Genomic DNA, 26600 nt, shown 5'->3' with positions numbered 1-26600 from the left:
CGTGACCCCTCACGATCGATTGGCGACCCCGCGCCGCCGTTCCCGTTGGACGCTCGCCGTCCCGGTCATCGCCGCCCTGGTCGCGGCACCCCTCACCGTCCCCGCCATGGCCGGCGCGGTCGCCGCCGACGCGAGCCTCGTGGTGGCATACCCCCTCGACGAGACCACCGGCACCGTCGCCCACGACGCATCCGGCAACGGACGCGACGCCGCCTTCGAGGGCGGGCCGACGCTCACGGGCGCCGACGGCGTCCGTCTCGACGGCGACGACGATGACATCAAGCTGCCCGATGGCATCCTCGAGGGGCTCGATTCGATCACTGTCAGCACCGACGTCATCGTGCGCCCCGAGCAGAGCGGCAACTACTTCATCTGGGGCCTCGGCAATACCAAGGAGTGGTACGGCAACGGCTACCTCTTCGCCACGGGCAACCCGGCGCGCACGGGAATCGCCCTGGGCAACTGGGAGACCGAGCAGAAGTCCGAGAGCAGCGCTGCCCTCGAGCGCGGCGTCTGGAAGACGCTGACGTACACGCTCGATGCGGGGTCGAAGACGTCGCGTATGTACATCGACGGCGTGCAGATCGCCGAGAACACCAACACCACCACGCTCCCGAGCATGATCGGCGGCGGTGCCACGACCGCGAACTACCTCGGTCGCTCCACCTACACCCCCGACAAGCGCCTGGCCGGAAGCCTCCGCGACTTCCGTATCTACGACCGCGCCCTCTCCGCCGCCGAGGTCAAAGCCCTCGTGAAGACGCCCGAGGACAGCACGGCGGTACAGTCTGCGCTCAGCGCGCTGACGGTGACGAACGTCGACGACGTCCGCGGCAACCTCAACCTCCCCGGGTCGTCGCAGGGGCTCCCGGTCACCTGGACGACCTCGGACGCGAAGATCGTCACCGCCGACGGCGTCGTCACGCGCCCCGCGGACGACGCGACCGTGACGCTCACGGCATCCGTCACGAAGAACGCCGTCACCCAGACGCGCGACTTCTCCGCGACCGTCCGTAAGGCGGCGCAGATCGGGCCGTTCGAGGGGTACACGTTCGCGTACTTCACGGGCAACTCCGTCGCGGGCGAGAACATCTACTTCGCCGCCAGCAACGGAAACAACGCCCTGTCCTGGACCGAGCTCAACAACGGGCAGCCGACGCTCACCTCGACGTTCGGCGAGAAGGGCCTGCGCGATCCGTTCCTCATCCGCTCTCCGGAGGGCGACACGTTCTACCTGATCGCCACCGACCTCTCGATCGGCCGCGACGGAAACTGGGATCGCGCGCAGCGCACGGGGTCGAAGTACCTCGAGGTGTGGGAGTCGCACGACCTCGTCACCTGGAGCCCCCAGCGCCACGTCAAGGTCTCGCCGGACACGGCGGGGAACACGTGGGCGCCCGAGGCGTACTGGGATGAATCGCTGGGTGAGTACGTCGTCTTCTGGGCGTCGAAGCTCTACCCCGAGAGCGACCCGAACCACACCTCGAACGTCGCCAACAGCATGCTGTACGCCACCACCCGCGACTTCGTCACCTTCAGCGACACCAAGGTCTGGCAGGGCGGTATGTCGCGGATCGACTCCACCGTCATCAAGGCCGACGGGGTCTACCAGCGCTTCACGAAGGATGAGGGCGCCGGCACCACCGGCTGCAGCGACATCATCCAGGAGAGCTCGTCGGTGCTGACGGCACCGCTCGACCAGTGGACGCCCGTCACCTCGTGCATCGGCAAGAACGCGGGTACCGGCGCCGTCGAGGGGCCGAGCATCTTCAAGTCGAACCCCGGCGACGTCAACGGCGACAAGTACTACCTGTTCGTCGACGAGTACGGCGGACGCGGCTACATCCCGCTCGCGACCACCGACATCGCCAACCCGGACTGGCAGGTCCCGGCGTCGTACCGTCTGCCCGGCAGCCCCCGTCACGGAACGGTCATGCCCGTCACCCAGGCCGAGCTCTCGGCGCTCCGTGCGAACCTTCCGCAGCCGCTCGCGGCCAACGAGAAGGGCGAGCTCCTGCGCTACGACTTCACCGACGGCTCCGGCTCCACCCTGCACGACCGCTCCGGTGCGGGGCGCGATGCGCAGATCAAGGGCAATGCCGTCTGGGGTGACGCCGCCCTCACCTTCGACGGGACCGACGACTACGTCGATCTCCCCGACGACGTGCTGGCGGGGACGACCGACATCACGGTCCAGGCGGAGATGCGGGTCGACGCGGCGCAGAAGAACCCGTACTTCCTGTACGCGTTCGGAAACACCGCTCAGGACGGCACCGGCAACGGCTATCTGTTCGCGACGGGCGACAACCAGCTCCGCGGAGCGCTCACGACGGGCAACTGGTCGGGGGAGCAGAACGCGCAATCGGCGTCGGCTCTGCCGCGCGACCGGTGGGTGAACGTGACCTACACGCTCAGCGGCACGACGGCACGTCTCTACCTCGACGGCCAGCAGGTCGCCGAGAACACCAACGTCACGGTGCGCCCCGGCGACATCGGCGGCGGTCGTACCCTCGCCAACTACATCGGGAAGTCGGTCTACAACGCCGACAACCTGCTCCGCGGCCAGGTGCGCGAGTTCGCGCTCTACAACCGCGCGCTGTCGGCCGACGAGATCGTCGCGCAGTCGGGCAACGGATCGATCCTCGGGGCGGTGAGCCTTCAGGACCCCAGCGTGCTGAAGGTCGCGCCGATGGTCGACGCCGACACCCGGACGGTGACGTTCCCGGTCAAGCCCGGCACCGACCTGACCACGCTGCGCCCGACCTTCGCCACCGCGACGGGAACGACCGCGACCCCGGCGTCGGGGACGCTGCGCAACCTCAGCTCGCCGGTGACGGTCACGCTCAAGACGTCCGGCCAGGCCGACACGGCGTGGACGCTGACGGCCGTCGAGATGAAGAGCCCGGTCCTGCCGGGGCTGTACGCCGATCCGAACATCGCGGTGTTCGGTGACACGTACTACATCTACGCGACGACCGACGGTACCCCTGGCTGGGGCGGCAACACCTTCTACGTCTGGAAGTCCAAGAACCTCGTGGACTGGACGCGGTCGGACAAGCCGTTCCTGACCCTCGACGGCGCCGCGGGCAATGTCCCGTGGGCCACCGGCAACGCGTGGGCTCCGACGATCATCGAGAAGGGCGGGAAGTACTACTTCTACTTCAGCGGTCACGAGCCCACCGACAACCGCAAGGAGATCGGCGTCGCCGTGGCGGACAGCCCCGAGGGGCCGTTCACCGCGGAGTCGCGGCCGATGATCACCAACGCCGAGAGCGTCAATAGCGGTCAGGCGATCGACCCCGCGGCGTTCAAGGACCCCCAGACGGGCAAGTTCTACCTGTTCTGGGGCAACGGCCGGCCGGTCTACGGAGAGCTGTCCGACGACATGAAGAGCATCAAGGCGGGAACGATCAAGCCGATCAGCGGCCTGCCCGACTTCCGCGAGGGGCTCTTCATGAACTTCCGGGACGGCACCTACCACCTGACGTACTCGATCGACGACACCGGGTCGCCCGACTACCGCGTCGGCTACGCCACGTCGACGAGCATCGACGGACCGTGGACCTACCGCGGCATCCTGCTGCAGAAGGATCCCTCGCAGGGGATCCTCGGACCTGCGCACAGCTCGATCATCAACGTGCCGGGAACCGACGAGTGGTACATCGCGTACCACCGCTTCGCGATCCCCGGAGGAGGCGGAACCAACCGCGAGACGACGATCGACCGGGTCCCGATCGGTGCCGATGGGCTGTTCCAGACCGTGAAGCCGACGCTGACCAGCGTCGCTGCGCGCGAGGTCCCCACCGAGCCGAGCCCCGAGCCGAGCCCGTCGCCGAGCGGCCCGCCCACGGCGAGCCCGTCTCCCACGCCGCCTCCGACCGGTACGCCCACGGCCCAGCCGACCACCTCGCCGACGACACCGCCCTCGACGGCTCCGGCGGCCCCCTCGGTCTCGGTATCGGCGTCGACGGTCGAGCGCGGTGGCACGGTACGGGTCACGGTCACGGGCCTCGGAGCCGGTGAGCAGATCACCGCCGAGCTGCGCAGCACGCCGATCCGCATCGCCGGGATCCCCGTCGCCGATGCGGCGGGCCGGGTCAGCTTCGACGTTCGCATCCCCGCGGACCTCGAGGCGGGCGCGCACTCGATCGTGGTGTTCGCGGCGGACGGCTCGGTGATCCAGCGAGTGCCGATCACGGTCGTCCCGCGGGGTCAGCTCGCCGCGACCGGCGCGCAGGGTCCGTTGGGCGCATCGCTGCTCGCGGTCTTCCTCCTGGTCGGGGGAGCGTCGGTCTGGGCGATGCGTCGACCGCGGCGCACGGTGTCGTAAGCGCCCGAGAGGGACGACGAGAAGGGGTCCGGATGCCGCGGCATCCGGGCCCCTTCTCGTGTTTCGCTGACGCCGGGCGGCGCGTGCGGGAGTGCGGTCCGAGAGCACCCGTCGCGGGCGACGGCTACGACAGCGGCGAATCCCCTCTTGACCGTGTGGCGATACCGATCTACCGTGTGTGTCGAACCGGTTCGACAGATGAAGCGGTGATCCCCTCAACGACGAGAGAAGAGTTTCCATGAGGCCGACTCGACGGCGTGCCGTACGCGCGCCCATCGCGACCGTCACGGCAGGGCTGGCCGTCGCCGCCCTTGCCATCGGTTCCCCCGCCCACCCCCAGGTCGCTCAGGCGGCACCCGCCGCCGATTCCGGCAGCCATGTCATCCTCGACTACGACTTCGACGCAGAGACAGCCGTCTCCTCGACCGTGAAGGACGAATCGGGCAAGGGACGCGACGGCGTGCTGACCAACCCGGGCTCGGCGCAGCTGGTCGACGGTCCGGCGGGAGGCAAGGCTTTGCATCTCTCCGGCGGCGCAGCCGGATCGAGCACGGCGCCGTTCATCACGGTTCCCTCGGGACTCTTCCAGGGGCTCAGCTCGACCACCATCTCGACGTGGCTCAAGTGGGATGGCGGTGACGCCTTCCAGTGGCTGTACACGCTCGGCAAAGACAAGGACAACGCCGCCTTCTACACCCCTCGCTTCCAGGGCGACGACAAGGCGCGCTCGAGCATCAAACCCACTGCTCAGGGAGAGGTGGGAGCTTCCGGATCGACGGCTCTGCCGTCCGGCGAGTGGCACCTGGTGACCACGACCATCGACTCCGAGGCACTCGTGTACTACCTCGACGGCCTCGAGGTCAGCCGCACCCGGGTCGGAGCCGATGTGTCGACCGCTCTCTTCGACGCGTCTTCGCCCGACTCGGGCTTCATCGGTCAGCCCTTCTGGACCGGGGTCCACCCCTTCTTCGCCGGGGCGATCGACGACTTCCAGGTCTACGACACCGCTCTCTCGGCGGCCCAGGTACGCGCGCTCGCCAGCACCGCGGCACCGAAGCCCACCAAGGTGCTGCAGACGAGCGTCGACGTGCAGACCGACGTGGGTAAAGCCCCCGACCTTCCCGGGGTGAAGGCCGAGTTCGACGACGGTCAGCAGCGACTCGCTCCCGTCACCTGGGCCCAGGTCCCGGCATCCTCCTACGCTCAGCGCGGCGTCTTCGTCGTCACCGGCACGGTGGACGGGACCGACACCGCGGTGACGGCCACCGTCCGGGTCACGACGCCCGACGAGTTCTCGATCGACGTCGGGGATCGCACCGGCGCATTCATGGGAGGCGCGTCGGGAACGCTCTACGGCCTGTACGGTCCCGGTCTGCCCTCGAACAACCTCATCGACGGCATCCAGCTGCGCACCGTCTCCACCAAGGCCCAGGACGGCCCCCAGCACCCCGGCGCCGACGCGCTCGAGGTGGTCAAGCCGCTCGCCGACTCCTCCAACGGTGACGTCTACATCTACATGACCGACATCAACCGCGGCTTCCCGTACGAGGTGCCCGGCGACGACGGCGCAGCGAAGGAGGCCTGGTACCTCGATTCGATCGGCGCGCAGGTCGACCAGGTGCTGCAACTGCCCGAGCAGTACCGCAAGCGCATCGTCTTCGTGCCCTTCAACGAGCCCGAGGGCAATATGTACGGCAACGGCGCTCAGTCGTTCTGGGGCCAGAGCTGGCTCGACAACCCCGACCGCTTCTTCAGCGCGTGGGATCGCGCCTATCGGCTCATCAAGAGCAAGATGCCCGACGCGCGCATCGGTGGGCCGAACACGAGTGTGCTGTTCGACCAGGACTACGGGTTCCTGCAGCACGCGATCGCCAACGACACGGTTCCGCAGGCGTTCACCTGGCACGAGCTGAGCAACCCCGCCACGATCCGCGACTCCGTCGCGAAGTACCGCGGATGGGAAGACGAGCTGTTCGCCGGCACGAAGTGGGCCGGTCAGCACCTGCCGATCAACGTCAACGAGTACGCGTTCAACTACCACACGTCGGTTCCCGCGCAGATGATCCAGTGGATCTCCGCGATCGAGGACTCCAAGATCGACGCGGACATCGCCTATTGGAACATCGACGGCAACCTCAGCGACTCGGCCGTCCAGTCCAACCGCGGCAACGGCCAGTGGTGGTTGCTCAACGCCTACGGCAACATGACCGGCGACACGGTCACCGTGCACCCGCCGCGTCCCGGAGAGAGCTACACGCTGCAGGGGGTGGCCACCGTGGACGACGCCGACAAGAAGGTGCATGCCCTCCTCGGCGGCAGCTCCGGCGATCAGAACGTCTACTTCGACCGTCTGCCCGACTACCTGTCGGGGACCGCTCACGTCCAGGTGCGCGACATCCGCTGGACCGGTCAGATCGGCGACTCGGGCGAGCCGCAGACGGTCGCCGAGTTCGACGCCCCGGTGACGAACGGCTCGCTCGGCCTCCGGTTCGGTCAGGGCGGCCTCCCGCAGCTGGGCACCGACTCGGCGTACGAGATCATCGTCACCCCGGGCCAGAACGCCTCGAGCCCGGCGCAGTCGCCGGTGTCGTGGCGCGGCGTCTACGAGGCGGAGGAGACGCCCGCTTCAGCGGAGCAACCCCCGAGATCAACGGTCCCGAAGGCACGCCGAGCAACGTGGGCGGCTTCTACACCTCGGGGACGAAGGACGTCGGGGGGATCCGCGGCGGATCGAACCTGCAGATCTCCTTCGACGTCGACGTGCCCGCCGCCGGCTCCTACGACCTCAGTGTTCTCGCCAGCGCGTACAACAAGGACCAGCTCAACCTCGCGCAGGGGCCGGTGAACATGTTCGTGACCGTGAACGGCGGCGCCGAACAGGAGATCTACGCGGAGCTCGGATACAAGTGGGTCGTCTGGAATCACAGTGACACGACGGTCGACCTGCAGGCAGGCAAGAACACCATCACCATCGCGGCGAAGAGTCTCGACGGGACCAAGCAGACCGTCGGTACGGCGATCATCGACAAGATCGACCTGACCCAGCCCAACCCCGGGTACACGCCCATCTACGAGGCCGAGAACGCCGTCCTGCACGGCGCCGCGGCCGCGTACGACAAGGCGGGCGTCTCGGGATCGGGATACGTGCCCGTCGCGAGCGGCGAATCGGTCACGTTCTGGGTCTACAACGCCGACGACTCCGAGAAGTCCCTCGAGGTGAAGACCCTCGGAGGCGGCGCCGCGACCCTGCGCGTCAACGGTGTGGACCTCGGTACGGTGTCCGACACCGCGGTGATCCCGGCCTTCCTCGTCGGCGGTATCAACAAGGTGGAGGTCGTCGGGTCGTCCGGGACCCTCGCCCTGGACCGCGTGGCGGTGCAGGCCTCGAAGAACGAGCTGGCCTCGCAGAGCATCGAGGCGGAGGCCGGAACTCTCGCGGGCTCGGCGAAGGTTCAGGACCTCTCGCTCGCCAGCGGTGGCAAGGCGGTCGTCGGCATCGGCGGCGCCCCCGGCAACGGCAACACCCTCACCCAGAAGGTGACGGTCGCCCAGGCGGGGACCTACGCGATGACCCTGCGCTACTCGAACGAGGAGCAGTCGCCGTCCTCGCACTACAACCCCGATCCCGTGGCCCGTCGCGCCGACATCACCGTCAACGGCGGCCCGGTACAGAAGGTGCTGTTCCCGCAGAGCTACAACGCCAACCAGTTCTGGGATCTGACGGTCGAGGTGCAGTTGCAGGCCGGGGAGAACTCGATCCGCTTCGCATCGGAGGAGCAGCCGGACTTCAACGGCGTCACCTACATCTCCGAGCGGTACCCGACCCTGGGGCTGCGCTCCCAGTGGGCGCCGAACCTCGATCGGATGACGTTCACGGCCCTCCACCCCGATACGGCTTCGGCCCCGACCCTCTCGGCGGGGGTTTCCTCGGTCGCTCAGGGAGGGACGGTGACCGCGTCGGGCACGGGCTTCACCCCGGGAGAGAAGGTCGAGTTCGTCCTGCACTCCGACCCGATCGTGCTCGGTGAGGCGTCGGCGGATGCCGCGGGTGCCGTGTCGGCGACCTTGACGGTGCCCGTATCGGCGCCCGTCGGCGATCACCGGCTCATCGCGACGGGGGGCGATCTCGCAGCGCTCGGCGACCACGTCTCTCGCGGTGACCGCCGCGAGCGCCGGCGGCTCGGGTGGGGGCGGAACGGGTGGTACCGGCTCCGGTGGGACCGGTGGCGGGGCGTCGTCGGTGGGAGCGGCGCCCTCGGGCGCCGGCGTCTCGGCCTCCGGATCGCTCGCCATGACGGGCTCCACCTTCGCCGGCTTCGGCGGTCTGCTCGTCGGGGCTGCGGCTCTCGCCGCGGGTGCCGCGCTCATCGCCCGCCGAAGGGAACGTGCGAGCAGCTGACGGCTCGATCGCAGGACGCCCCGGGGACCCGAGCCCCGGGGCGTCCTCGCGTCGTGCGCGGGCGCCCGCAGCGGTGACCTGAAGGCGGGTGAAATACCCCGCGTTCGACTGCAAAACTGTTTGCTGTGGTCCGATTACGGCGCTACACTAGTCGAACCGGTTCGATGATGAAGGGGGTGCAGAGATGACCACCATCGGTGACGTGGCCAAAGCTGCGGGCGTCTCACGCAGCACGGTCTCGTACGCGCTCTCGGGCAATCGTCCCATCTCGCGCGAGACGCGGGAGCGCATCGATGCCGCCATCTCCGAGCTCGGCTTCACCGTGAACGCGGGGGCGCGAGCTCTCGCCACCTCGCAGACCATGGTCCTCGGGCTGCTGCTCCAATTCCACGAGGACGAGTTCCCGCCGGCCATGCTGCAGTACATCCTGGCGGTGTCCGATGCGGCGCGCGAGCTCGGATACGACATCCTCATGGTCACCGATGGCGACGGTCCGGGGGCGATCCGTCGCATCACGTCGTCGAACATGGTCGACGGCGTCGTGCTCCTGGACGTCACGCACGACGATCCTCGCCTCGACGCGCTCCGCCAGGCGCGCCAGCCCGGCGCGCTCGTCGGTCTGCCGCGCGACACGGAGGGGCTCGACGTCTTCGACCTCGACTTCGGCGAGGCCGCGCGCCTCACCGTCGATCACCTCTACGGGCTCGGCCATCACGACATCGTGCTCGTCTCGCCCCCACGGCACGTCTTCGAGCGCGGTGGCGCCTACGCATGGCGGTTCCGCGATGCCGCCCTCGAGCGGGCCGCGCGCTACGGGATCCGTATCCATGCCCACTACGGCGAGTCGCAGCAGCCCGCGATCGAGCGCAGTCTCAACGCGATCCTCGACACCCGAACCGATGCCACGGCGCTCATCGTGCACAACGATGCCTCGATCGCCGCGCTCCCCGGGGTGCTGCGCGAGCGCGGCACCGTGGTTCCCCGAGACCTGTCCGTCGTCAGCCTCTACTCGAGAGACTTCGGGCGCACCTTCCTGCTGCCGTACACGGCAGTCGAGACCTCCCCCGACGGTCTGGGACGCAAGGCGGTCCAGCACCTGGTCCGGCGCATCGCCGACCCCGACTACGGGCCCCCCGTCGTCGGGTTCATCGAGCCCGAGCTGACCGACCGGGGGAGCACCGCCTGACGGGGCGGAAGACGCGCCCCGTTCCGTCGGTCCCTCGTCGAACCGGTTCAACGCGTCGCTTGAACGACAACGTAGTCACATTTCAGAGAGGAAATCGCAAGTGAGCACGACAATCACCCGTACCCGCGCTCTCGGAGCGCTCGCCATCGGCGCCGTCGCCGTCGGTGTCCTGGCCGGTTGCTCCGGCGGAGGCTCCGGCGGATCCGGAGACTCCGGCGGCAGCTACACCTTCTGGGACCCGTACCCGCAGTACGACGCCACCTCGGACTGGGCCAAGGTCATCGACAAGTGCGCGGCCGACGCCGGAGTCACCGTCGAGCGCACCGGCTTCGACACGAGCGATCTGACCAGCAAGGCGCTTCTCGCCGGCCAGCAGGGCGACTCTCCGGACATCCTCCTCATCGACAACCCTGCGGTCTCGACGCTGGTCGAGGCGGGCATCGTCACCGCAACCGACGAGAACGGACTGCAGGTCGGCGACGTCGCCGAGAACATCCTCGGTGCGTCGGTCATCGACGGGAAGACGTACGGCGTCCCGATCGGGGCGAACACCCTCGCCCTGTACTACAACCCCACCGTCCTCAGCGCCGCCGGCGTCGATCCCTCCTCCATCAAGGATTGGTCGAGCCTCAACAGCGCGATCGAGAAGGTCGTGGCATCCGGCAAGAAGGGCATCACCTTCTCGGGTATCGGCACGGAAGAGGGCAGTTTCCAGTTCCTGCCGTGGTTCTGGGGTGCGGGTGCGGACCTGACGCAGCTCGACTCCTCGCAAGCGGTCTCCGCCGTGCAGCTGTGGACCGACTGGGTCAAGAAGGGCTGGGCGCCGAACTCGGTCATCAACAACACCCAGACCACCAGCTGGCAGGAATTCGAGACCGGTGACTTCGGCTTCGCCGAGAACGGCACCTGGCAGAAGGCGGGAGCGGTGAAGGCCGGTTACCAGGTCATCCCGATCCCGTCGGCCAAGGGCGGCGCAGCCCCCGCTCCCACCGGCGGTGAGTTCCTCACCCTGCCGGTCCAGAAGGACTCGGCCCGTTACGCCACCTCGGCCAAGATCGTCGAGTGCCTCACCAGCACGGCGAACGTGGTCGGCACCGATAACACGCTCAACTACATCGCGGCCACGCCCGAGGCGCAGAAGGAGCAGCTGGCGAAGGACCCCTCGCTCGAGCCCTGGGTCGAAGCCGTCGGCGCGGCCAAGGCCCGCACCGGAGACAACCTCGGTGTGAAGTACCCGATCATCTCCGAGCAGCTCTGGACCGCGGTGCAGAACTCCCTCACCGGCGCGCAGTCGCCGCAGGACGCCTTGAAGGCCGCCCAGCAGGCCGCCTCGTCCAAGTAATCCCATCCATCGAAAGGGGTACGCCGACATGACCGCGACGCAGATCACTGCCTCGACGGGCACCGGCGACGCCGGGAGGGCGGCGGCGCGGTCCGCCGTCCTCCCCACCCCCGGCGGCCGCCCGCGGCGCCGGGGCCAGTGGACGGCGTGGGCGTTCCTCGCCCCCGTCGTCATCTATCTGGTCGTCTTCTACGCCTATCCGCTCTATCGCAACCTCGACCTGAGCCTGCGCGACTACACCGTCCGCTCGTTCATCGACGGCAACGCCCCCTTCGTCTGGTTCGCCAACTACGTCGCCGTCTTCCAAGACGCCACGTTCTGGCCCGCGCTGGCGAACACGGCCACCTTCACGCTCGTCTCCATCGCGTTCCAGTACACGATCGGCATGGCGCTGGCCGTGTTCTTCTTCCAACGTTTCCCGCTGTCGGCCACGCTGCGCGCGCTGTTCCTCGTGCCGTGGCTGCTGCCGCTGCTGGTCTCGGCCTCCGCGTGGTCGTGGATGCTCAACTCGGACTCCGGAGTGGTCAACGCCGCGCTCGGCGCGGTGGGCATCGATCCGGTGAACTGGCTCACCTCCCCGCAGTGGGCACTGGTGTCCGTGCTGATCGCGAACATCTGGATCGGGGTGCCATTCAACCTCGTCATCCTCTACAGCGGCCTGCAGAACATCTCGACCGACATCTACGAAGCGGCATCCATCGACGGGGCGAACGCGTGGCAGAAGTTCTGGCGCATCACCTTCCCGCTGCTGCGCCCCGTCTCGGCGATCACGATCCTGCTGGGGCTGGTCTACACGCTCAAGGTGTTCGACATCATCTGGATCATGACGCGAGGGGGCCCGGGCTCCAGCTCCACCACCTTCGCGATCTGGTCGTACCGGCTCGGCTTCGGGTCGGCCCTGCCCGACCTCAGCCCCGCGGCGGCCGTCGGCAACCTTCTCATCGTGATCGCCCTGGTCTTCGGGCTGATCTACATCCGCGCCCAGCGCCGTCTGGAGGTCTGATGAAGCGTCGACCGTGGTGGATCACCCTCGTGGGTGTGATCCTGACCGGGATCATGCTGTTCCCGATCTACTGGATGATCAACGTCTCGCTCACCCCCCAGGGCGATATGCGCAAGTCGCCGCCGGATCTGTTCCCCCTCGCCCCTACCTTCGAGGGATACCAGAGGGTGCTCTCCGACCAGTTGCCCTACCTCGGCACCAGCTTCGTGATCGGTGTCGGCACCGTGGTGCTGACGCTGGTGCTGTCGGCGCCGGCGGCCTACGCCCTGGCCAAGCTCCGTCCCCGGGGAGGCAACGTGCTCAGCTTCGCGTTGCTCATCGCGCAGATGATCCCCGGGATCATCATGGCGATGGGGTTCTACGGCATCTACCTCAATGCCGGGATCCTCAACACGGTGCCCGGGCTGATCCTCGCCGACTCCACCCTGGCGGTGCCCTTCGGGGTGCTGATCTTCACCGCCTTCATGCGCGGTATCCCCGATGAGCTCCTCGCCGCCGCCCGCATCGACGGGGCGGGCACGTGGCGCACGTTCCGGTCGATCGTCCTCCCGGTCAGCCGTAACTCGATCGTCACGGTCTCGCTGTTCGCGTTCCTGTGGTCGTGGTCCGACTTCATCTTCGCCTCGACACTGAACAGCGGCGGCAAGCTCCAGCCGATCACGATCGGCATCTACCGGTACATCGGCAACAACAACCAGGAGTGGAACGCCATCATGGCGACCGCCGTCGTGGCATCCATTCCCGCCGCCGTCCTGCTGATCCTCGCCCAGCGCTACGTGGCGGCCGGTGTGACCGCCGGCGCGGTCAAAGACTGACCCCTGAAAGGCCCCTCGTGTCCCTCTCTTCTCTGCCGTCGTTCGACGTGCGCGAAATCCCCTTCAGCCGTCGCGGTTCGTGGATGAACCTGTCTCCCGTGATCGGGCTGCACCGCCGCGTGCGCGACATCCATCTGGTCTCCCACCTCACCGGCATGCACGCGGTGCTGCGTCTGACGCTGAGCCGGGACGGTTCCTTCGTGGATGCCGAGACCGTGGCAGACCCCTCGGCTCTGTCGTGGCTGGTCGAGGGCGAGGTCGTGGCCTCGGCGGTGTTCGAGTCGAACGACGTGGTGCGGCTGGCGGGTACCGGGGTCGACCTCGTCCTGGCGGACGCGGCAGAGGAGCTCACCCCCTTCAGCGGCTCGTACTTCTTCCGAGAGCCCCGCGACCGATCGTGGGTCTTCACCTCGTACGAGACGGGAAGGCGCTACCGGGTGACCGTGCTGTCGGGGACCGCGGCGGCAGAGGGGGAGGAAGCCCTCGGGCAGAACGCCCGCTCGATCACCGTGGGCGGCGTGGCCGGTTGGGAGGTCGCGATCGAGCAGATCGAGAGCGCGGCCCCGGTGTTCACCTCTCTCGAGACCTTCGCCGAGGTGCAGCGGCGGGTCGCCGAGGAGTTCGAGGAGTATCTCGAGGCAGTGGCGGGCTGGCGGAGCGAGGACACACCGGCCGCGGCGCTCGCCGCCTACGTGCTGTGGTCGGCGACCGTCGTCCCCGCCGGCTTCGTCACGCGCGAGTCGGTGCTCATGTCGAAGCACTGGATGGACAAGGTCTGGAGCTGGGACCACACCTTCAACGCGCTGGCCCTCGCGCCCGGTGCGCCGGAGCTCGCCCTCGACCAGTTCCACGCCCCGTTCGACCACCAGGATGCCGCGGGTGCCCTGCCCGATTCGATCACCCACTCCGAGGTGCTCTACAACTTCGTCAAGCCCCCGATCCACGGGTGGGCGCTGACGCGGCTCCGTGAGCGGCTGCCCCGTCCCCTCGACCGGGCGGAGCTCGAAGCGGTGTACGCGCGGCTCGCGCGCTGGTCGCGGTTCTGGCTGGACTCCCGGACGGCGCCGGGTCGCTCGCTGCCCTACTACCAGCACGGCAACGACAGCGGCTGGGACAACTCCACCGCCTTCGACCACGACCGTGTCGTCGAGGCGCCCGACCTCGCCGCTTTTCTCGCGGTCCAGCTCGACGTCGTGGCAGATCTCGCCGACGAGCTCGGGCTCGACGAGGGCGCCCACTGGCGCGACGAGCGCGACCGGGTCGAGCGGGCGCTGCTGGCCGAGCTGCGCGACGAGGACGGCTTCTTCGCCGTCGGCTCCCTGAGCCGCACCCGCAGCAAGCGCACCAGCCTGCTCACCTTGCTGCCCGTGCTCGCCTCCCCGCGTCTTCCGGGCGACGTCGTCGACGCCCTGGCCTCCGGAATCGAGGCGCATCTCACCGAATGGGGGCCGGCGACCCAGCTCGTCGACACCGCGGAGTACGAGAGCGACGGCTACTGGAGGGGCCCCATCTGGGCCCCCTCGACGATGCTGATCGAGGAGGGGCTCCGCCGCGGGGGCCGGATCGGCCTCGCCGACACGATCAGCGAGAGGTTCCGGGCCCTGTGCGAGCGGTCCGGGTTCGCCGAGAACTTCGACGCCCTCACCGGTGAGGGGCTGCGCGATCGGGCCTACACCTGGACCGCGAGCGTGTACCTCGTCTTCGCCCACGATCACGTGGAGCGGCGCCGAGCCGAGGAGGCCGAGGGTATCGAGGCGCGGGCGTGAGCACCGTCACCGAGCACTTCTCCATCGATGGCGACCGCCTCGTGTGGCGGGGCGATGGCGAGACCGTGGTGGTCGAGCCGTGGGGGCGAGACAGCGTGCGCGTGCGCGCGCGTCTCATGCACGACGTGCTCGATCACGACTGGGCGCTCCTGGCCGCCGATCCCGTATCCGCGACGATCGAGATCGAGGGGGAACGGGCGACGCTGAGCAACGGGCGGCTGCGCGTGGTCGCGACCTCGCGCAGCGGCATCCAACTGCAGACCGGATACTACCGCAACTTCTGCCACCTCGCCTTCTTCGACGCCTCGGGGCGCCTGCTCTTCGCCGAGAGGGATGCCGGAGGCTCGCTGGCGCTCGTCGCGCGCGAGCACCGCCCCATCGCGGGAGGCGACGTCAGGCTCACGGCGTCCTTCGACACCGCCGCGGACGAGCACCTGTACGGCATGGGGCAGTACCAGCAGGACGTGCTGGATCTGAAGGGCAGCTCCCTCGAGCTCGCCCACCGCAACTCGCAGTCGAGCGTGCCGTTCGTCATGTCGAGTCGTGGCTACGGCTTCCTGTGGCACAACCCCGCGATCGGGCGCGCGACGTTCGCGACCAACGGCACCCGGTGGGAGGCCGAGTCGACCGAGCAGCTCGACTACTGGGTGACCGCCGGCCAGACCCCGCGCGAGATCGCCCGGGCCTACGCGGATGCCACGGGGCACGCGCCGATGATGCCGGAGCGCGGGCTGGGGTTCTGGCAGTGCAAGCTCCGGTACTCCTCGCAGGAGGAGCTGCTGTCGGTGGCGCGCGAGCACACGCGCCGCGGTCTTCCCCTCGACGTCATCGTCGCGGACTTCTTCCACTGGCCGAGGATGGGGGACTTCCGCTTCGAGCAGGAGTTCTGGCCGGATCCGGCGGCGATGGTGCGCGAGCTCGGCGAGCTCGGCGTCGAGCTCATGGTCTCGGTGTGGCCGCAGGTGTCGCTCGAGAGCGAGAACTACGCGCTCATGAAGAAGGAGAACCTGCTCGTGCGCGCCGAGCGCGGGCTCGACGTGCAGATGTCGTTCGAGGGGCCGAGTGCGTTCCTCGACGCCACCAACCCCCGCGCCCGCGACTTCGTCTGGCAGAAATGCCGCGACAACTATGCGCGCCACGGCATCCGCACCTTCTGGCTCGACGAAGCGGAGCCCGAGTTCGGTCTCTACGACTACGACAACTACCGGTATCACGCCGGTCCGGTGCCGCAGGTGGGAAATCTCTACCCCCAGCACTACGCTCGCGCGTTCGCCGAGGGGCAGTGGGGCGACGGCGAGACCGAGGTCGTGAATCTCCTGCGCGCCGCCTGGGCGGGGTCTCAGCGCTACGGCGCCCTGGTCTGGTCGGGCGACATCGCCTCGACCTTCGCTGCGTTGCGGGCGCAGATCACCGCCGGGATCCACATGGGGGTGGCGGGTATCCCGTGGTTCACCACCGACATCGGCGGCTTCCACCACGGCGACCCCGACGACGAGGGGTTCCGCGAGCTCCTGGTGCGCTGGTTCCAGTTCGGCGCGTTCAGCCCGGTGATGCGCCTGCACGGCGACCGCCTGCCGACGACCCCGGTGCACGCCGCCGACGGCTCGCGGCGGTCCCCGAGCGGCGGACCGAACGAGGTCTGGAGCTTCGGCGACCAGGTCACGCCGATCCTGGAGCGGTACCTGTTCGCGCGGGAGGCGTTGCGGCCCTACCTGCGAGAGGTGATGCACGACGCGCACCGCGACGGGCAGCCCGTGCTGCGCGGGCTGTTCCACGAGTTCCCCGCCGACGAGCGCTCGTGGACCGTGAAGGACCAGTACCTCCTCGGCTCCGACCTGCTCGTGGCCCCCGTTCTCGAGGCCGGCGCGCGCACCCGCCGCGTCCTGCTGCCCGAGGGGGCAGGCTGGACCGACCTGTGGACCGGCGCCGTGCACCTCGGCGGGGGAGAGGTCGAGGTCGAGGCTCCTGCCGACCGCGTCCCGCTGTTCGTCCGCGATGCAGCGCACCCCGAGATCTTCGAGGCCGTGCGTCGCGCTCTGCTTCCGTCGTCGGGGCGGTGAACGACATGACCCCGGATGCCATGGCATCCGGGGTCATGTCGTTCGAGGTCGCGTCAGCGCAGCAGCGGCACCGCGCCCACGAGAACGCCCACGGCGAGCATCACCAGTGAGACGATCGTGGCGCGCCACAGCACCTTCTTGTGGTGGTCGCCGAGGTTGACGCCGGCGAGCGAGACGAGCAGCAGGATCGCGGGCACCAGCGGGCTCTGCAGGTGCACCGGCTGCCCGGTGATCGAGGCGCGGGCCATCTCGACCGGGGCGATGCCGTAGTTCGCCGCACTCTCGGCGAGCACGGGCAGGATGCCGAAGTAGAACGCATCGTTCGACATGAAGAACGTGAACGGGATCGACAGCACTCCGGTGATGACGGCGAGGAACGGGCCCATCGACGAGGGGATGACCTCGGTGATCCACGACGCCATCGCCGTGACCATGCCGGTGCCGTTGAGGACGCCGACCAGGACGCCGGCCGCCAGCACCATCGACACGACGCCGACGATCGAGGGCGCGTGAGCGACGATCTCGTCGGCCTGCGAGCGGAGCTTGGGGAAGTTGACGATGAGGGCGATCGCGGCGCCGACCATGAAGACGAAGGCCAGCGGGAACAGGTCCATGACCAGCAGCACCATGACCGCGGCCGTCAGGGCCAGGTTGAACCAGATGAGCTTCGGGCGCAGCGTCGCGCGGTTCGGGTCGAGCATGGTGTCGGCCATCGCGGTGTCGGCGGTGTCGACCAGTTGCGCTGCGGCGACGGCGTCGCGACCGCCGCGGACGGTGACGATGTTGCCGGTGCGCAGAGAGGCGACCGCGCCGGGCTTGGATTCGGCACCGCGGAAGATCTTCGGGGCGCCGAGTCGGCCGAAGCCGCCGGGCTCGTCGATCCTGGTGGTGTCGACGGTACCGGCGAGACGCTTGCGCTCGGACAGCCCGAGGAACCAGGCGAAAGCGAGCGAGACGACCAGGCCGGCCAGCAGTGAGGGGATCATCGGCACGAAGACGTCGGTGGGCTGCAGGCCCAGGGCGGTCGCGGCGCGGACTGTCGGCCCACCCCACGGGACGATGTTCATCGTGCCGTTCATCAGGCCCGCGACGCAGGTGAGCACGACGGGGCTCATACCCAGACGCAGGTACAGGGGCAGCATCGCCGAGGTCGTGATGATGAAGGTCGTCGAGCCGTCGCCGTCGAGCGAGACCGCCCCGGCGAGGATGGCCGTGCCCAGCACGATCTTGGCCGGGTCGTTGCCCAGCACGCGCGTGATCACGCGGATCAGCGGGTCGAACAGGCCGACGTCGATCATGATGCCGAAGTACATGATCGCGAACATCAGCAGTGCCGCGGTGGGCGCCATCTTGCTGATCGCGTCGATCACCATGTCGCCGAGGCCGAGACCCGCCCCGGCGATGAGACCGAAGACGGTGGGGACGACGATGAGAGCGACCATCGGGGTCAGGCGTCGGGTCATGATCAGGGCCATGAACGACAGGACCATAAGGAAGCCCAGGGCCACGAGCACCCCGTCGGCGGGCGTGTAGGCCACCGGGTACTCGGCGGCGTCGGCCGCAAGGATCAGGGGGGTCATCGCGACTCCTTCGTCGTGACGGGCGCGGCTCTCGCACTCGATCCGGCGAGGTTACGCACGCCGAGCCTCCCGGCGCGTGCTTGCTCGCATTGCGGACGGTTATGCGCGTACCGTGTGTTCTGCGCATTTCGCGCACGAGAGTCGAGGCGGGAGGTGCGGATGCGATTCGCCACGCGCATGCTGGTCGTGCAGGTCGCCACGCAGGTGGCCGTCGTCGCCGTGTGCACCGCCGTCTTCGCCTGGCTCGGCGTGCAGCAGCTGAAGGCCGAGGCCGATTCCTCGGCGCTGAACATCGCCCGGTCCGTCGCCGAAGCCCCCGAGGTGCGCGACCTCGTCGAGACCTACTCCGCCGATCCCGGGACCCCGGATGCCGCGGCCTTGCGTGACGGCCTGCTGCAGCGGTACGCCACCGACGTCACCACCCGCACGGAGGGCCTGTTCGTCGTGATCACCGACGATCACGGCATCCGTCTCGCCCACCCCGATCCCGACCGCCTCGGCGAGGTGGTGAGCACGAGCTTCGCGGACGCGCTCGCGGGGCGAGAGGTGGTCACGTGGGAGACGGGAACGCTCGGCGAGTCCGCCCGCGCGAAGGTGCCGATCTACGCGCCCGGCGGGGGACCCCCGGTGGGGGAGGTGAGCGTGGGCTTCGAGCGGGCGAGCGTCTTCGACGACCTCCCGGCCCTGATCGGCGGGATCGCCGTCGCCGTGGCGCTCGCCGTGGCGATCGGCGCCGTGGTCGCCCTGTTCATGCGTCGCCGCCTCGAGCGGCTCACTCTCGGCGTGCAGCCCGAAGAACTCGTCTCGCTCGTCCAGACCCAGACCGCCGTTCTCGAAAGCGCCGATGAGGGGGTCGTCGCCCTCGATGACGCCGGCGTCGTGCGCGTGTGCACGGCCGCCGCCGAACGGCTTCTCGGAGTGAGGGATGCCGTGGGTCGGCCGGTGCGCGATCTCGGACTGCCCCCGGCGGTCGCCGCCGCGCTGTCGGGCACCGGGGCCTCGACCGGGCTCCCCCTGGGCGACCGCGTCGTGTTCATCGACGTGCGACCGGTGCGGCGCGGGGCCCGCTCCTTCGGCCGCGTGGCGACGCTGCGCGATCGCACCGACGTCATGGCCCTGTCGGGGCGGCTCGACAGCGTCCGCGCGATGAGCGATGCCCTGCGCGTGCAGCGGCACGAGAACGCCAACCGGCTGCACGCGGCGGTGGGCCTGCTCGACGCGGGGCGCACCCACGAGGCGCGCTCCTTCCTCGCCGATCTCGTCGACCGGGGCTCGGTCGACTGGGCGGTGCCGGGGATCGACCTCGTGGCCGATGCGATGCTGCAGTCGTTCGTCGGTGCCAAGGCGCTCTCCGCCCGCGAGCGCGGGGTCGCATTGCGCGTCGCAGATGATTCGTTCCTGGCGGATCCGATCGACGAGGTCGAAGACGTGGTCGCCGTGCTCGGCAACCTGATCGACAACGCCGTGACGGCGGCGGCGGCCGCGCCCGCGCCGCGAGAGGTCGAGGTGGCGGTGCTCGGCGACGGTGACGCGGTCGTCTTGACGGTGAGCGACACGGGGTCGGGGATCGCCGACCCCGAGGCGGTCTTTCTCCCGCGGGACAGGGGCGACGACCCCGCCGCCGTCCACGGCCTCGGCATCGGACTGCCCCTGTCGCGCGAATTCGCCCGCCGCCGCGGCGGCGAGGTGTGGGTCGTCGACCCGGGCGGCGACGGCCGTGGTGCGGTCGTGGCCGCCCGTCTGCCCGGTGTGATCCGAGAGGACCCTGCATGACCGACATCCGCGTCCTCGTCGTCGACGACGACTTCCGCGTCGCGGGACTTCACCGTGACGCCGTCGCCGCGCGCCCGGGCTTCGTGGCCCTCGAGCCCGCACGCACCGTGGGCGAGGCTCGAGCCGCGCTGGCCGCGCATCCCCCCGACCTCCTGCTCGCCGACGTCTACCTTCCCGACGGCGACGGGATCGAGCTCGTGCGGTCGGCCGGCGTCGACGCCTTCGTCCTCTCGGCGGCGACGGATGCCACGACCGTGCGCCGAGCATTCACCGCGGGTGCGCTCGCCTTCCTCGTGAAGCCCTTCGACACGCGCGTGCTCGCGGAGCGCCTCGACCGGTACGCGCGCTACCGCAACCTGCTCTCGAGCTCCCGGCCCCTCACGCAGGACGACATCGATCGCGCGGCATCCGTCCTTCGCGGGGAGCGGGAGGGCGCCTCGCTCGCCCGGTCGGCGACCGAGCAGACGGTCCTCGCCGCCCTCGGGGCCGACGAGGCCTCGGCGACCGAGGTGGCCGAGCGCATCGGCGTCTCGCGCGCGACGGCGCAACGTCACCTCACCGCCCTCGCCGAGCGGGGGCTGGTGCAGGTGAGTCTGCGCTACGGCTCGACCGGCCGCCCCGAGCACCGGTTCCGGGCCGGGGGATAGGCGTCACCGCGCGTCCCCCGACCATGTCCCACTTCTGGCTGCCTGGGCGCCGCCCGAGCGACCCTTTTCGGGACACGCCCCGTCGGAATCGGGACGCGGTTCGAACGGATGCCGACGCGCTCAGGCCTCCAGCACCGCCCACCCGCGCGGCCCGAGCTCGATCCGCCCATCCGACGGCGATCCCTCGCCGGCGACCACGCTCCGCCCGTCCGCGATCGGCAGAGTCACGGCGTCATCGCCGATGTTCAGCGCGACGACCACGGCGTCATCGCCCACCGCCGTCCGCAGAGCGAGCGCGGTGTTGGAGACCTCGATGACGTCGGTGTGTGCGCGCCACATCCAGGGCTTGCGTCGTCGCAGCGCGATCAGCGCCCGATGCGCCTGCAGGATGCGCTCGTCGGGCTGCACGTCCGCGGGCCGAGCGGGGAACTCCGGGCGCACCGCGTCGTCGCCGCCGAGCCGCTGCTCCTTCACCCCGGTCCACCCGAACTCGTCTCCGGCGTACACCGAGGGCGTGCCCGCGACCGTGAAGAGCACCGCGAGAGCGTGCGGCACGAGCTCCGCGCCGACCGCCGAGGCGATACGCGTGACGTCGTGGTTGCCGACGAAGGTCTGCGGCGCGTAGGTGGCCAGCAGCTCGTCGTGACGCTCGATGGCATGGCTGAGCTCGAAGAGGTTGCCGTCCGAGATCCCGTGCCAGATGCCCTGCCACAGCTCGTATTGCGTGAGCGAATCCATGCTCGACTCGCGGACGATGTCCGGCCCGTCGCCGTGGATGACCTCGCCGACGAACCACGCCTGGGGGAACCGTTCGCGTACGCGGGGCAGGACTCGGGCCCAGAACGACGACGGCACCGCGTAGGCGGCATCCAACCTCCACCCGTCGATCCCGCGCTCGAGCCAATGGTTCATGACCTCGACCACGAGATCGGCCGCGGCGGGCGAGGTGTGATCGAGCGCCACGAGCGCGTCGTGCCCCTCGAAGACCTCGGCCTCGAAGCGGCCGTCGACCCACCGTCCACGGAACAGGCCCGCACCGTCCTGCGTCTGGTCGCGGAACGCCGGGTGCGTGCGCCCGACGTGATGGAAGACCCCGTCGAGCAGGATCCGGATGCCGCGCTCCCGTGCCGCCGAGACGAGTCGGTCGAAGTCGCCGTCGTCGCCGAGCCGCGGGTCGATGCGGAAGTGATCGACGGTGTCGTAGCCGTGCGTCTCCGACGCGAACACGGGTCCGAGCAGCAGACCGTTCAGGCCGAGCTCGATGACGTGGTCGAGCCACGGCTCGAGACGCTCCAGGCGGTGCACCGGGGCGGCATCGACATCCGCGCCGTCGCGGATCGGTGCGCCGACGAACCCCAGCGGGTAGAGGTGCCACCACAAGACGTGCTCGGTCCACGCGGGCATGGGTTCTCCTCGGCCCGGCGGGTCGGCACCGGGCCCTCCGACGCTATCCGGAGGGGGTGGTCGGTCTCCGGGGGGTTGCGGGCGTCGTGTGCGCGCCCGATATCGCCGTCAGCGCACCCGGACCCAGTCGGGTCCGCGGCGCTCGATCGCCCCCGCCGCCGCGAACGCCTCGAGCCACCCGCCCATCGGCCAGACGCCCCACCGATCGTGGAACGTGGCCCCGTTGCGGAGGATGTCGTCGAGGTGCTGCCACGGCGGAGAAGACACCGGATGCCACTGGTGGTAGGCATCCGCGCCGCCCACCCAGAACATGTCGACGCCGTTCGCGCGCGCGGTCCAGGCGAGATCGGTGTCCTCTGCGCCGTAGCCCTCGTAGCCGGGGTGGAACCCCCCGATGCGTCCCCAGCTCGCGGGCGTGACGGCGAACGACAGCGACCAGAAGAGATCGAACTCGCCCGGGGCGGCTCTGCGGGTCGTCCCGGGCTTCAGGGCCGGGCGGGCGCGGTGGGGGCGGGTGAGGAAGGGCAGATCGGATGCCGTTTCCGGTCGCTGCACGCTGCTCAAGTAGGTGACCGGCCCGGAGAGCACGGCGTCGGGATGGCGCGCGGCCGCCGCACGATAGGCGCGGAGCAGGTCGGCTCCGGGGAGGCAGTCCACGTCGAGGAAGACGAGCAGTTCGGCACCGGCGTCGATCGCCGCAGCGGCAGCGCGGTTGCGGCCTTCGCCGACCCGGAGTCCGTGGGGCCCGGGCGGCACGTGCATCGCGAGGGTGCCGGCATCCGGAGTCGGCGTCGGCGGCGTCTCGTCGAGCCAGACCTCGACGCGCACGATGTCGTCGGCCACCTCCGCGAGCACCCGTCGCTGGCGTTCGAGATGCTCGCGTCGGGCGCGCGAGGCGACGGTCAGGACCGCGGTCTTCACGGGTGCACCGCGTCGATGGCCGCGGCCATGCGACCGGCCGCCCCTGCGGTCTGCCACCGTGACCACTCGGGGGCGTCCTGGGCGGCGCGCTCGACGAGATCGACCAGGGTGGCGGCGTCGGTGCGGCTGTCGGCGCGACGGGCGAGCCCCCAACGCTCGAGCGCCTCCGCCGTGTCGTGCTGCTCGCCGAACGGTCGATCCTGGGCGAGGACCACGGCGCGGGCGTCGGCGGCTGCGAGGTCCGCGACGCTGTTCTGCCCGGCAGCGCTCACCACGACCGTGCTGCGGGTCAGCAGCGGCCACGGGTCGTCGATGCGAGAGGCCGCGTCGTGTCCGGCCGAGGTGACAGCCCATCCGCGGGCCCGCAGGCGACGCACGAGGTCCTCGCGGACGTCGTCGTCGAGGACGCGCCCCAGCAGCAGCACCGAGCGCTCGTCCCGCGCCCCGACGCGCTCCCGGCCGTCGAAGCGGGAGATCCCGCCGGTCCAGACCACGCGGTCGGCGCGCGCTCCGAGGGCCTCGGCCGAGACGGCGCCGCGTGCCCAGGGGGCCAGGATGCCGTCGGCGAGGTCGTACGCCAGGGCGTGCGGCGCGTCGGTGCGCGCCCCGGGCTGCGTCATCGCGAGGGTCCGAAGCCCCAGCAGTCGTGCGAACACGACCACCTCGACGCTGACGTCGACGACGAAAGCGGTCAGCGAGCGCTCCGCGGCGGTCGAGGCGATGGATGCCAGCCGGGCGCGGTGCCCCGGGTGGTCGAGCGGCGCCCAGTGCAGGTGTCCGCGCACGGTGGGGTCCGCGTCGCGGGGATCGGCGGGGGAGCCGTCCGGTCGCGTGTAGTCGTCGGCATCCGGGGGGAGTCGGATCCAGTCCACGTCGGCGGCGAGCCCGGCCGGGCGCGGCATCGACGAGAAGGCGACGACGGGTGTGCGCAGATGCGGGGTCACGGCGAGGAACCGTGCGACGTGGCCGTAGCCGTGATGGTGGACGTACCAGCCGATCACCACGACACCGCCGGCACCCGCCGGGCGATCGCAGGCTGCGCGACGTGCGCGAGCACGCGTTCGACCTCGCGGTAGCGCTGGGCGAGGGAGTGCTGGTCCACGGCCGCCTGTCGCGTCCGCGCGCGCGAGAGCGGGTCGCGGGTGCTGTCGGCGGCGAGGCTCGAGGCGGCCCGCGCGAGGGCGACGATGTCTCCCGGCGTGACCACGGCAGAACCCGGCATGCCGGCCAGTACCTCGGAGACCCCGCCGATGTCGAAGGCCGCCACCGGCGTGCCCGTGGCCAGTGCCTCGGCGATGACGAGCCCGAAGGGCTCCTCCCACATCGGCGTCACCAGAGCGACGGCCGAGGATCCGACCAGGCGGCAGAGGTCGGGCTGGCGCAGCGGCCCGACGTAGCGGGCGTGCACGCCCAGGCGGGGGACGATCTCCTGCTCGAAGTAATCGACGTCGCCGATGCGCCCGGCGAGGACGATGTGCGCCCCGGCCTCGCGCGCCGCCTCGATGGCGAGGTGGGGCGCCTTCTCGGGAACGACCCGGCCGGACCAGACCCACGAGGGGCCACCGCCACCGCGCGTCCATTGATCGGTGTCGATGCCGTTCGGGAAGACGAAAGCGTCCACGCCCTCGACCGACCAGGCACGCGCGGTCGCCTGGCTCACGGCGAGGAAGCGGTGAGAGGCTTCGGCCACGTCGGCGGCCGCCTCGAGCAGGGGCTCGAGCGGCGGGGTGTGCAGAGTCGTGATGACGGGGATGTCCGCCTCGAGGCTCCAGCGGATGGGAGCCGGATGCAGGCTGTGGTTGTCGACGACGTCGTAGAGGTGGCGGTCGGCGATCAATCGGTCGCGGGCGGCGTCGAAGGCGCCGTCGACGGCGGCCGCGTAACCCAGCGGGTACTCGGTATCGGAGGTGTGCTCCGGGCGCGTCCACTCCGGCGTCGGCAGCTGGAACTCGGGCACCTCGTCGAGGAAGTCGGAGCCCTCGGCCGCGCACAGCGTGACGTCGTGCCCCCGGGCGCGCAGCCAGCGCACGCGGTCCCAGACGGTCGCCTCCAGGCCCCCCGCGTGCGGCTGTCGAAGCGGGTAGCGCGACGGTGCGACCACGAGCACCCGCAGCGGTCGCTGTCCGCGGATCACGCGGCGACCTCGGCGGTGATGACGCGGCGATACACCTCGAGGTGCGCGTCGCGGACCTGTGCGAGCTGCTCCGTACGCTCTGCCCGGCGGCGCTCGACCTCGGCCTCACGACGGGGCGAACCGGGCCGCGACCACGACTCGTCCGTGGCATCCACGATCGCCCGCGCGAGCGACACCGGTTCGCCCACGTCGAAGGCGTGGAAGTCGCCGGGATGCTGCGCGGCGATGTGCCCGATGCGCGTGGCGATCACCGGCACGGCCAGGTCGTAGCAGAGCTCCGCCCACCCCGACTGGGTGCCGTGGCGGTACGGGAGGACGCACGCGTCGAGGTCCGCGAGCCACCGGGCGAGTTCGTCGTCGTCGAGTCGGGCTCCGCGCTCGACGCGCACTCCGTCGGTGCTCGAGGCGAGCAGATCGATGGATGCCGCGGCCTCCTCGTCGCGGACCCGGTCGTTCATCCGCACGACGGCCTCGACGCGCGCGCCCTGGGCGCGCAGGTCGGCGACGGCGCGGACGAGCGTGGCGGTGGTGCCGACCCCGTCGATGTTGGGCCGCAGATCGCGAAGGTGGACGCCGACGAGGGTGACGTCGTGGGCCGATCCCGTGGGACGCGGGTCGTCGCCGAGCAGGGTGGGGTGGGCGATCACGGTCGTGGCGCGGTGGGTCATCTCTCGCACCTCGGCGTCGGCCGTGGCGGTGAGGGTGATCAGTTCGTCCGCGGCCGCCGCGAGCACGGCGAGCGATGCGCGGTGATCGTCCTGCGTGCTCAGCTGCGGGTTCTCCAGGTCGTGGACCGTGTAGACCAGCGGCCGACGCAGGCGTCGGAGCATCGCGACCGTGTCCTCGAGTTCCGCCGGGCTGTACGACTCGATCCCGAAATGCACGTGGACCAGATCGAAGTCCGCCGCATTCGCCTCGAGCCACGCCGGCAGCAGCACCTGCGGCGGCCACCACTGCCCGGCCGGAGCGCCCGGCGGAGGCGGGTCGGCGAGTAGCCGGACGCCCTCGGGATCCGCGATGGCGGTGACATAGGGGTGCGCTGAGGGAACGGCGGCGACCCGAAACGGGGGGACGACGGTGACGACGATCTTCTCTCCTCCTCGTGATTGCGTGCGTGACGGTGCGCGTACCGCATCGCCAGGCACATCGCAATGCAACGGGGCGGTTGGGACGACGACGACACCGACGGATACGTTCACATCATGGGTGCGGAGAGGGCAGGCGCGACAAGCCTTGCGGA

General features: G+C 70.0%; 16 protein-coding genes. 10 read left to right on the top strand and 6 right to left on the bottom strand.

The window, feature by feature from the left end:
* Window position 1: 1 nt before the first annotated feature.
* The 8 genes from QE454_RS03915 to QE454_RS03875 all read left to right on the top strand — a co-directional run bounded on the left by QE454_RS03915 (window position 2) and on the right by QE454_RS03875 (window position 16901).
* Window positions 2-4330, top strand: coding sequence for a family 43 glycosylhydrolase (locus tag QE454_RS03915; RefSeq protein WP_307457931.1), 4329 nt, complete (start codon window positions 2-4; stop codon window positions 4328-4330).
* Between the two features lie 238 nt (window positions 4331-4568).
* Entirely contained in the window at window positions 4569-7175 is a 2607-nt protein-coding gene (locus QE454_RS03910) for a LamG-like jellyroll fold domain-containing protein (protein WP_309668533.1), read from the top strand.
* Between the two features lie 1738 nt (window positions 7176-8913).
* On the top strand, window positions 8914-9915 hold the full coding sequence (locus QE454_RS03900) for a LacI family DNA-binding transcriptional regulator (RefSeq protein WP_210076923.1): 1002 nt from the start codon (window positions 8914-8916) through the stop codon (window positions 9913-9915).
* Between the two features lie 100 nt (window positions 9916-10015).
* Window positions 10016-11257 (top strand): extracellular solute-binding protein, encoded by a 1242-nt coding sequence (locus QE454_RS03895; RefSeq protein WP_307457938.1) that lies wholly within the window; start codon window positions 10016-10018, stop codon window positions 11255-11257.
* Window positions 11258-11285: 28 nt separating this feature from the next.
* Window positions 11286-12260 carry a carbohydrate ABC transporter permease gene (locus tag QE454_RS03890; RefSeq protein ID WP_210076925.1) on the top strand — a complete coding sequence of 325 codons (975 nt, stop codon included), beginning with the start codon at window positions 11286-11288 and terminating at the stop codon, window positions 12258-12260.
* Window positions 12260-13075, top strand: a complete 816-nt coding sequence (locus QE454_RS03885; RefSeq protein ID WP_210076926.1) for a carbohydrate ABC transporter permease — start codon at window positions 12260-12262, stop codon at window positions 13073-13075. Before QE454_RS03890 ends, QE454_RS03885 begins: the two co-directional genes overlap by 1 nt.
* Before the next feature lie 17 nt (window positions 13076-13092).
* Window positions 13093-14841, top strand: a complete 1749-nt coding sequence (locus QE454_RS03880; protein WP_307457941.1) for an amylo-alpha-1,6-glucosidase — start codon at window positions 13093-13095, stop codon at window positions 14839-14841.
* Entirely contained in the window at window positions 14838-16901 is a 2064-nt protein-coding gene (locus QE454_RS03875) for a TIM-barrel domain-containing protein (RefSeq protein ID WP_307457944.1), read from the top strand. Before QE454_RS03880 ends, QE454_RS03875 begins: the two co-directional genes overlap by 4 nt.
* Window positions 16902-16954: 53 nt before the next feature.
* Here QE454_RS03875 and QE454_RS03870 read toward each other — a convergent pair whose 3' ends face one another.
* On the bottom strand, window positions 16955-18481 hold the full coding sequence (locus QE454_RS03870) for a CitMHS family transporter (protein ID WP_210076929.1): 1527 nt from the start codon (window positions 18479-18481) through the stop codon (window positions 16955-16957).
* A 159-nt stretch (window positions 18482-18640) separates the two neighbouring features.
* Between QE454_RS03870 and QE454_RS03865 the strand changes: the two genes are divergently transcribed.
* Complete coding sequence (locus QE454_RS03865; RefSeq protein ID WP_309668532.1) at window positions 18641-20254, top strand: sensor histidine kinase; 1614 nt, start codon at window positions 18641-18643, stop codon at window positions 20252-20254.
* Complete coding sequence (locus QE454_RS03860; protein WP_307457954.1) at window positions 20251-20901, top strand: response regulator; 651 nt, start codon at window positions 20251-20253, stop codon at window positions 20899-20901. The genes QE454_RS03865 and QE454_RS03860 overlap by 4 nt, the downstream gene beginning before the upstream one ends.
* Window positions 20902-21021: 120 nt before the next feature.
* Here QE454_RS03860 and QE454_RS03855 read toward each other — a convergent pair whose 3' ends face one another.
* The 5 genes from QE454_RS03855 to QE454_RS03835 all read right to left on the bottom strand — a co-directional run bounded on the left by QE454_RS03855 (window position 21022) and on the right by QE454_RS03835 (window position 26505).
* Window positions 21022-22305 carry an alpha-amylase family glycosyl hydrolase gene (locus QE454_RS03855; RefSeq protein ID WP_309668531.1) on the bottom strand — a complete coding sequence of 428 codons (1284 nt, stop codon included), beginning with the start codon at window positions 22303-22305 and terminating at the stop codon, window positions 21022-21024.
* 108 nt (window positions 22306-22413) lie between these two features.
* Window positions 22414-23226 carry a glycosyltransferase family 2 protein gene (locus QE454_RS03850; protein WP_307457961.1) on the bottom strand — a complete coding sequence of 271 codons (813 nt, stop codon included), beginning with the start codon at window positions 23224-23226 and terminating at the stop codon, window positions 22414-22416.
* Window positions 23223-24227, bottom strand: coding sequence for a hypothetical protein (locus QE454_RS03845; RefSeq protein WP_307457963.1), 1005 nt, complete (start codon window positions 24225-24227; stop codon window positions 23223-23225). Before QE454_RS03845 ends, QE454_RS03850 begins: the two co-directional genes overlap by 4 nt.
* On the bottom strand, window positions 24224-25360 hold the full coding sequence (locus QE454_RS03840; RefSeq protein WP_307457966.1) for a glycosyltransferase: 1137 nt from the start codon (window positions 25358-25360) through the stop codon (window positions 24224-24226). The genes QE454_RS03845 and QE454_RS03840 overlap by 4 nt, the downstream gene beginning before the upstream one ends.
* Entirely contained in the window at window positions 25357-26505 is a 1149-nt protein-coding gene (locus QE454_RS03835; protein WP_307457969.1) for a glycosyltransferase, read from the bottom strand. Before QE454_RS03835 ends, QE454_RS03840 begins: the two co-directional genes overlap by 4 nt.
* Between the last annotated feature and the right edge of the window lie 95 nt (window positions 26506-26600).

It is taken from the genome of Microbacterium sp. SORGH_AS_0454 (assembly GCF_031453395.1).
Lineage (GTDB): Bacteria > Actinomycetota > Actinomycetes > Actinomycetales > Microbacteriaceae > Microbacterium.
This window is presented reverse-complemented; position numbering and strand designations above follow the sequence as displayed.

Excerpts from the sequence above, each read along its gene's own strand:
- QE454_RS03910 (WP_309668533.1), top strand. The coding sequence starts at position 4,569 with ATGAGGCCGACTCGACGGCGTGCCGTACGCGCGCCCATCGCGACCGTC.
- QE454_RS03900 (WP_210076923.1), top strand. The coding sequence starts at position 8,914 with ATGACCACCATCGGTGACGTGGCCAAAGCTGCGGGCGTCTCACGCAGC.
- QE454_RS03890 (WP_210076925.1), top strand. The coding sequence starts at position 11,286 with ATGACCGCGACGCAGATCACTGCCTCGACGGGCACCGGCGACGCCGGG.
- QE454_RS03885 (WP_210076926.1), top strand. The coding sequence starts at position 12,260 with ATGAAGCGTCGACCGTGGTGGATCACCCTCGTGGGTGTGATCCTGACC.
- QE454_RS03870 (WP_210076929.1), bottom strand. The coding sequence starts at position 18,481 with ATGACCCCCCTGATCCTTGCGGCCGACGCCGCCGAGTACCCGGTGGCC.
- QE454_RS03865 (WP_309668532.1), top strand. The coding sequence starts at position 18,641 with ATGCGATTCGCCACGCGCATGCTGGTCGTGCAGGTCGCCACGCAGGTG.
- QE454_RS03860 (WP_307457954.1), top strand. The coding sequence starts at position 20,251 with ATGACCGACATCCGCGTCCTCGTCGTCGACGACGACTTCCGCGTCGCG.
- QE454_RS03855 (WP_309668531.1), bottom strand. The coding sequence starts at position 22,305 with ATGCCCGCGTGGACCGAGCACGTCTTGTGGTGGCACCTCTACCCGCTG.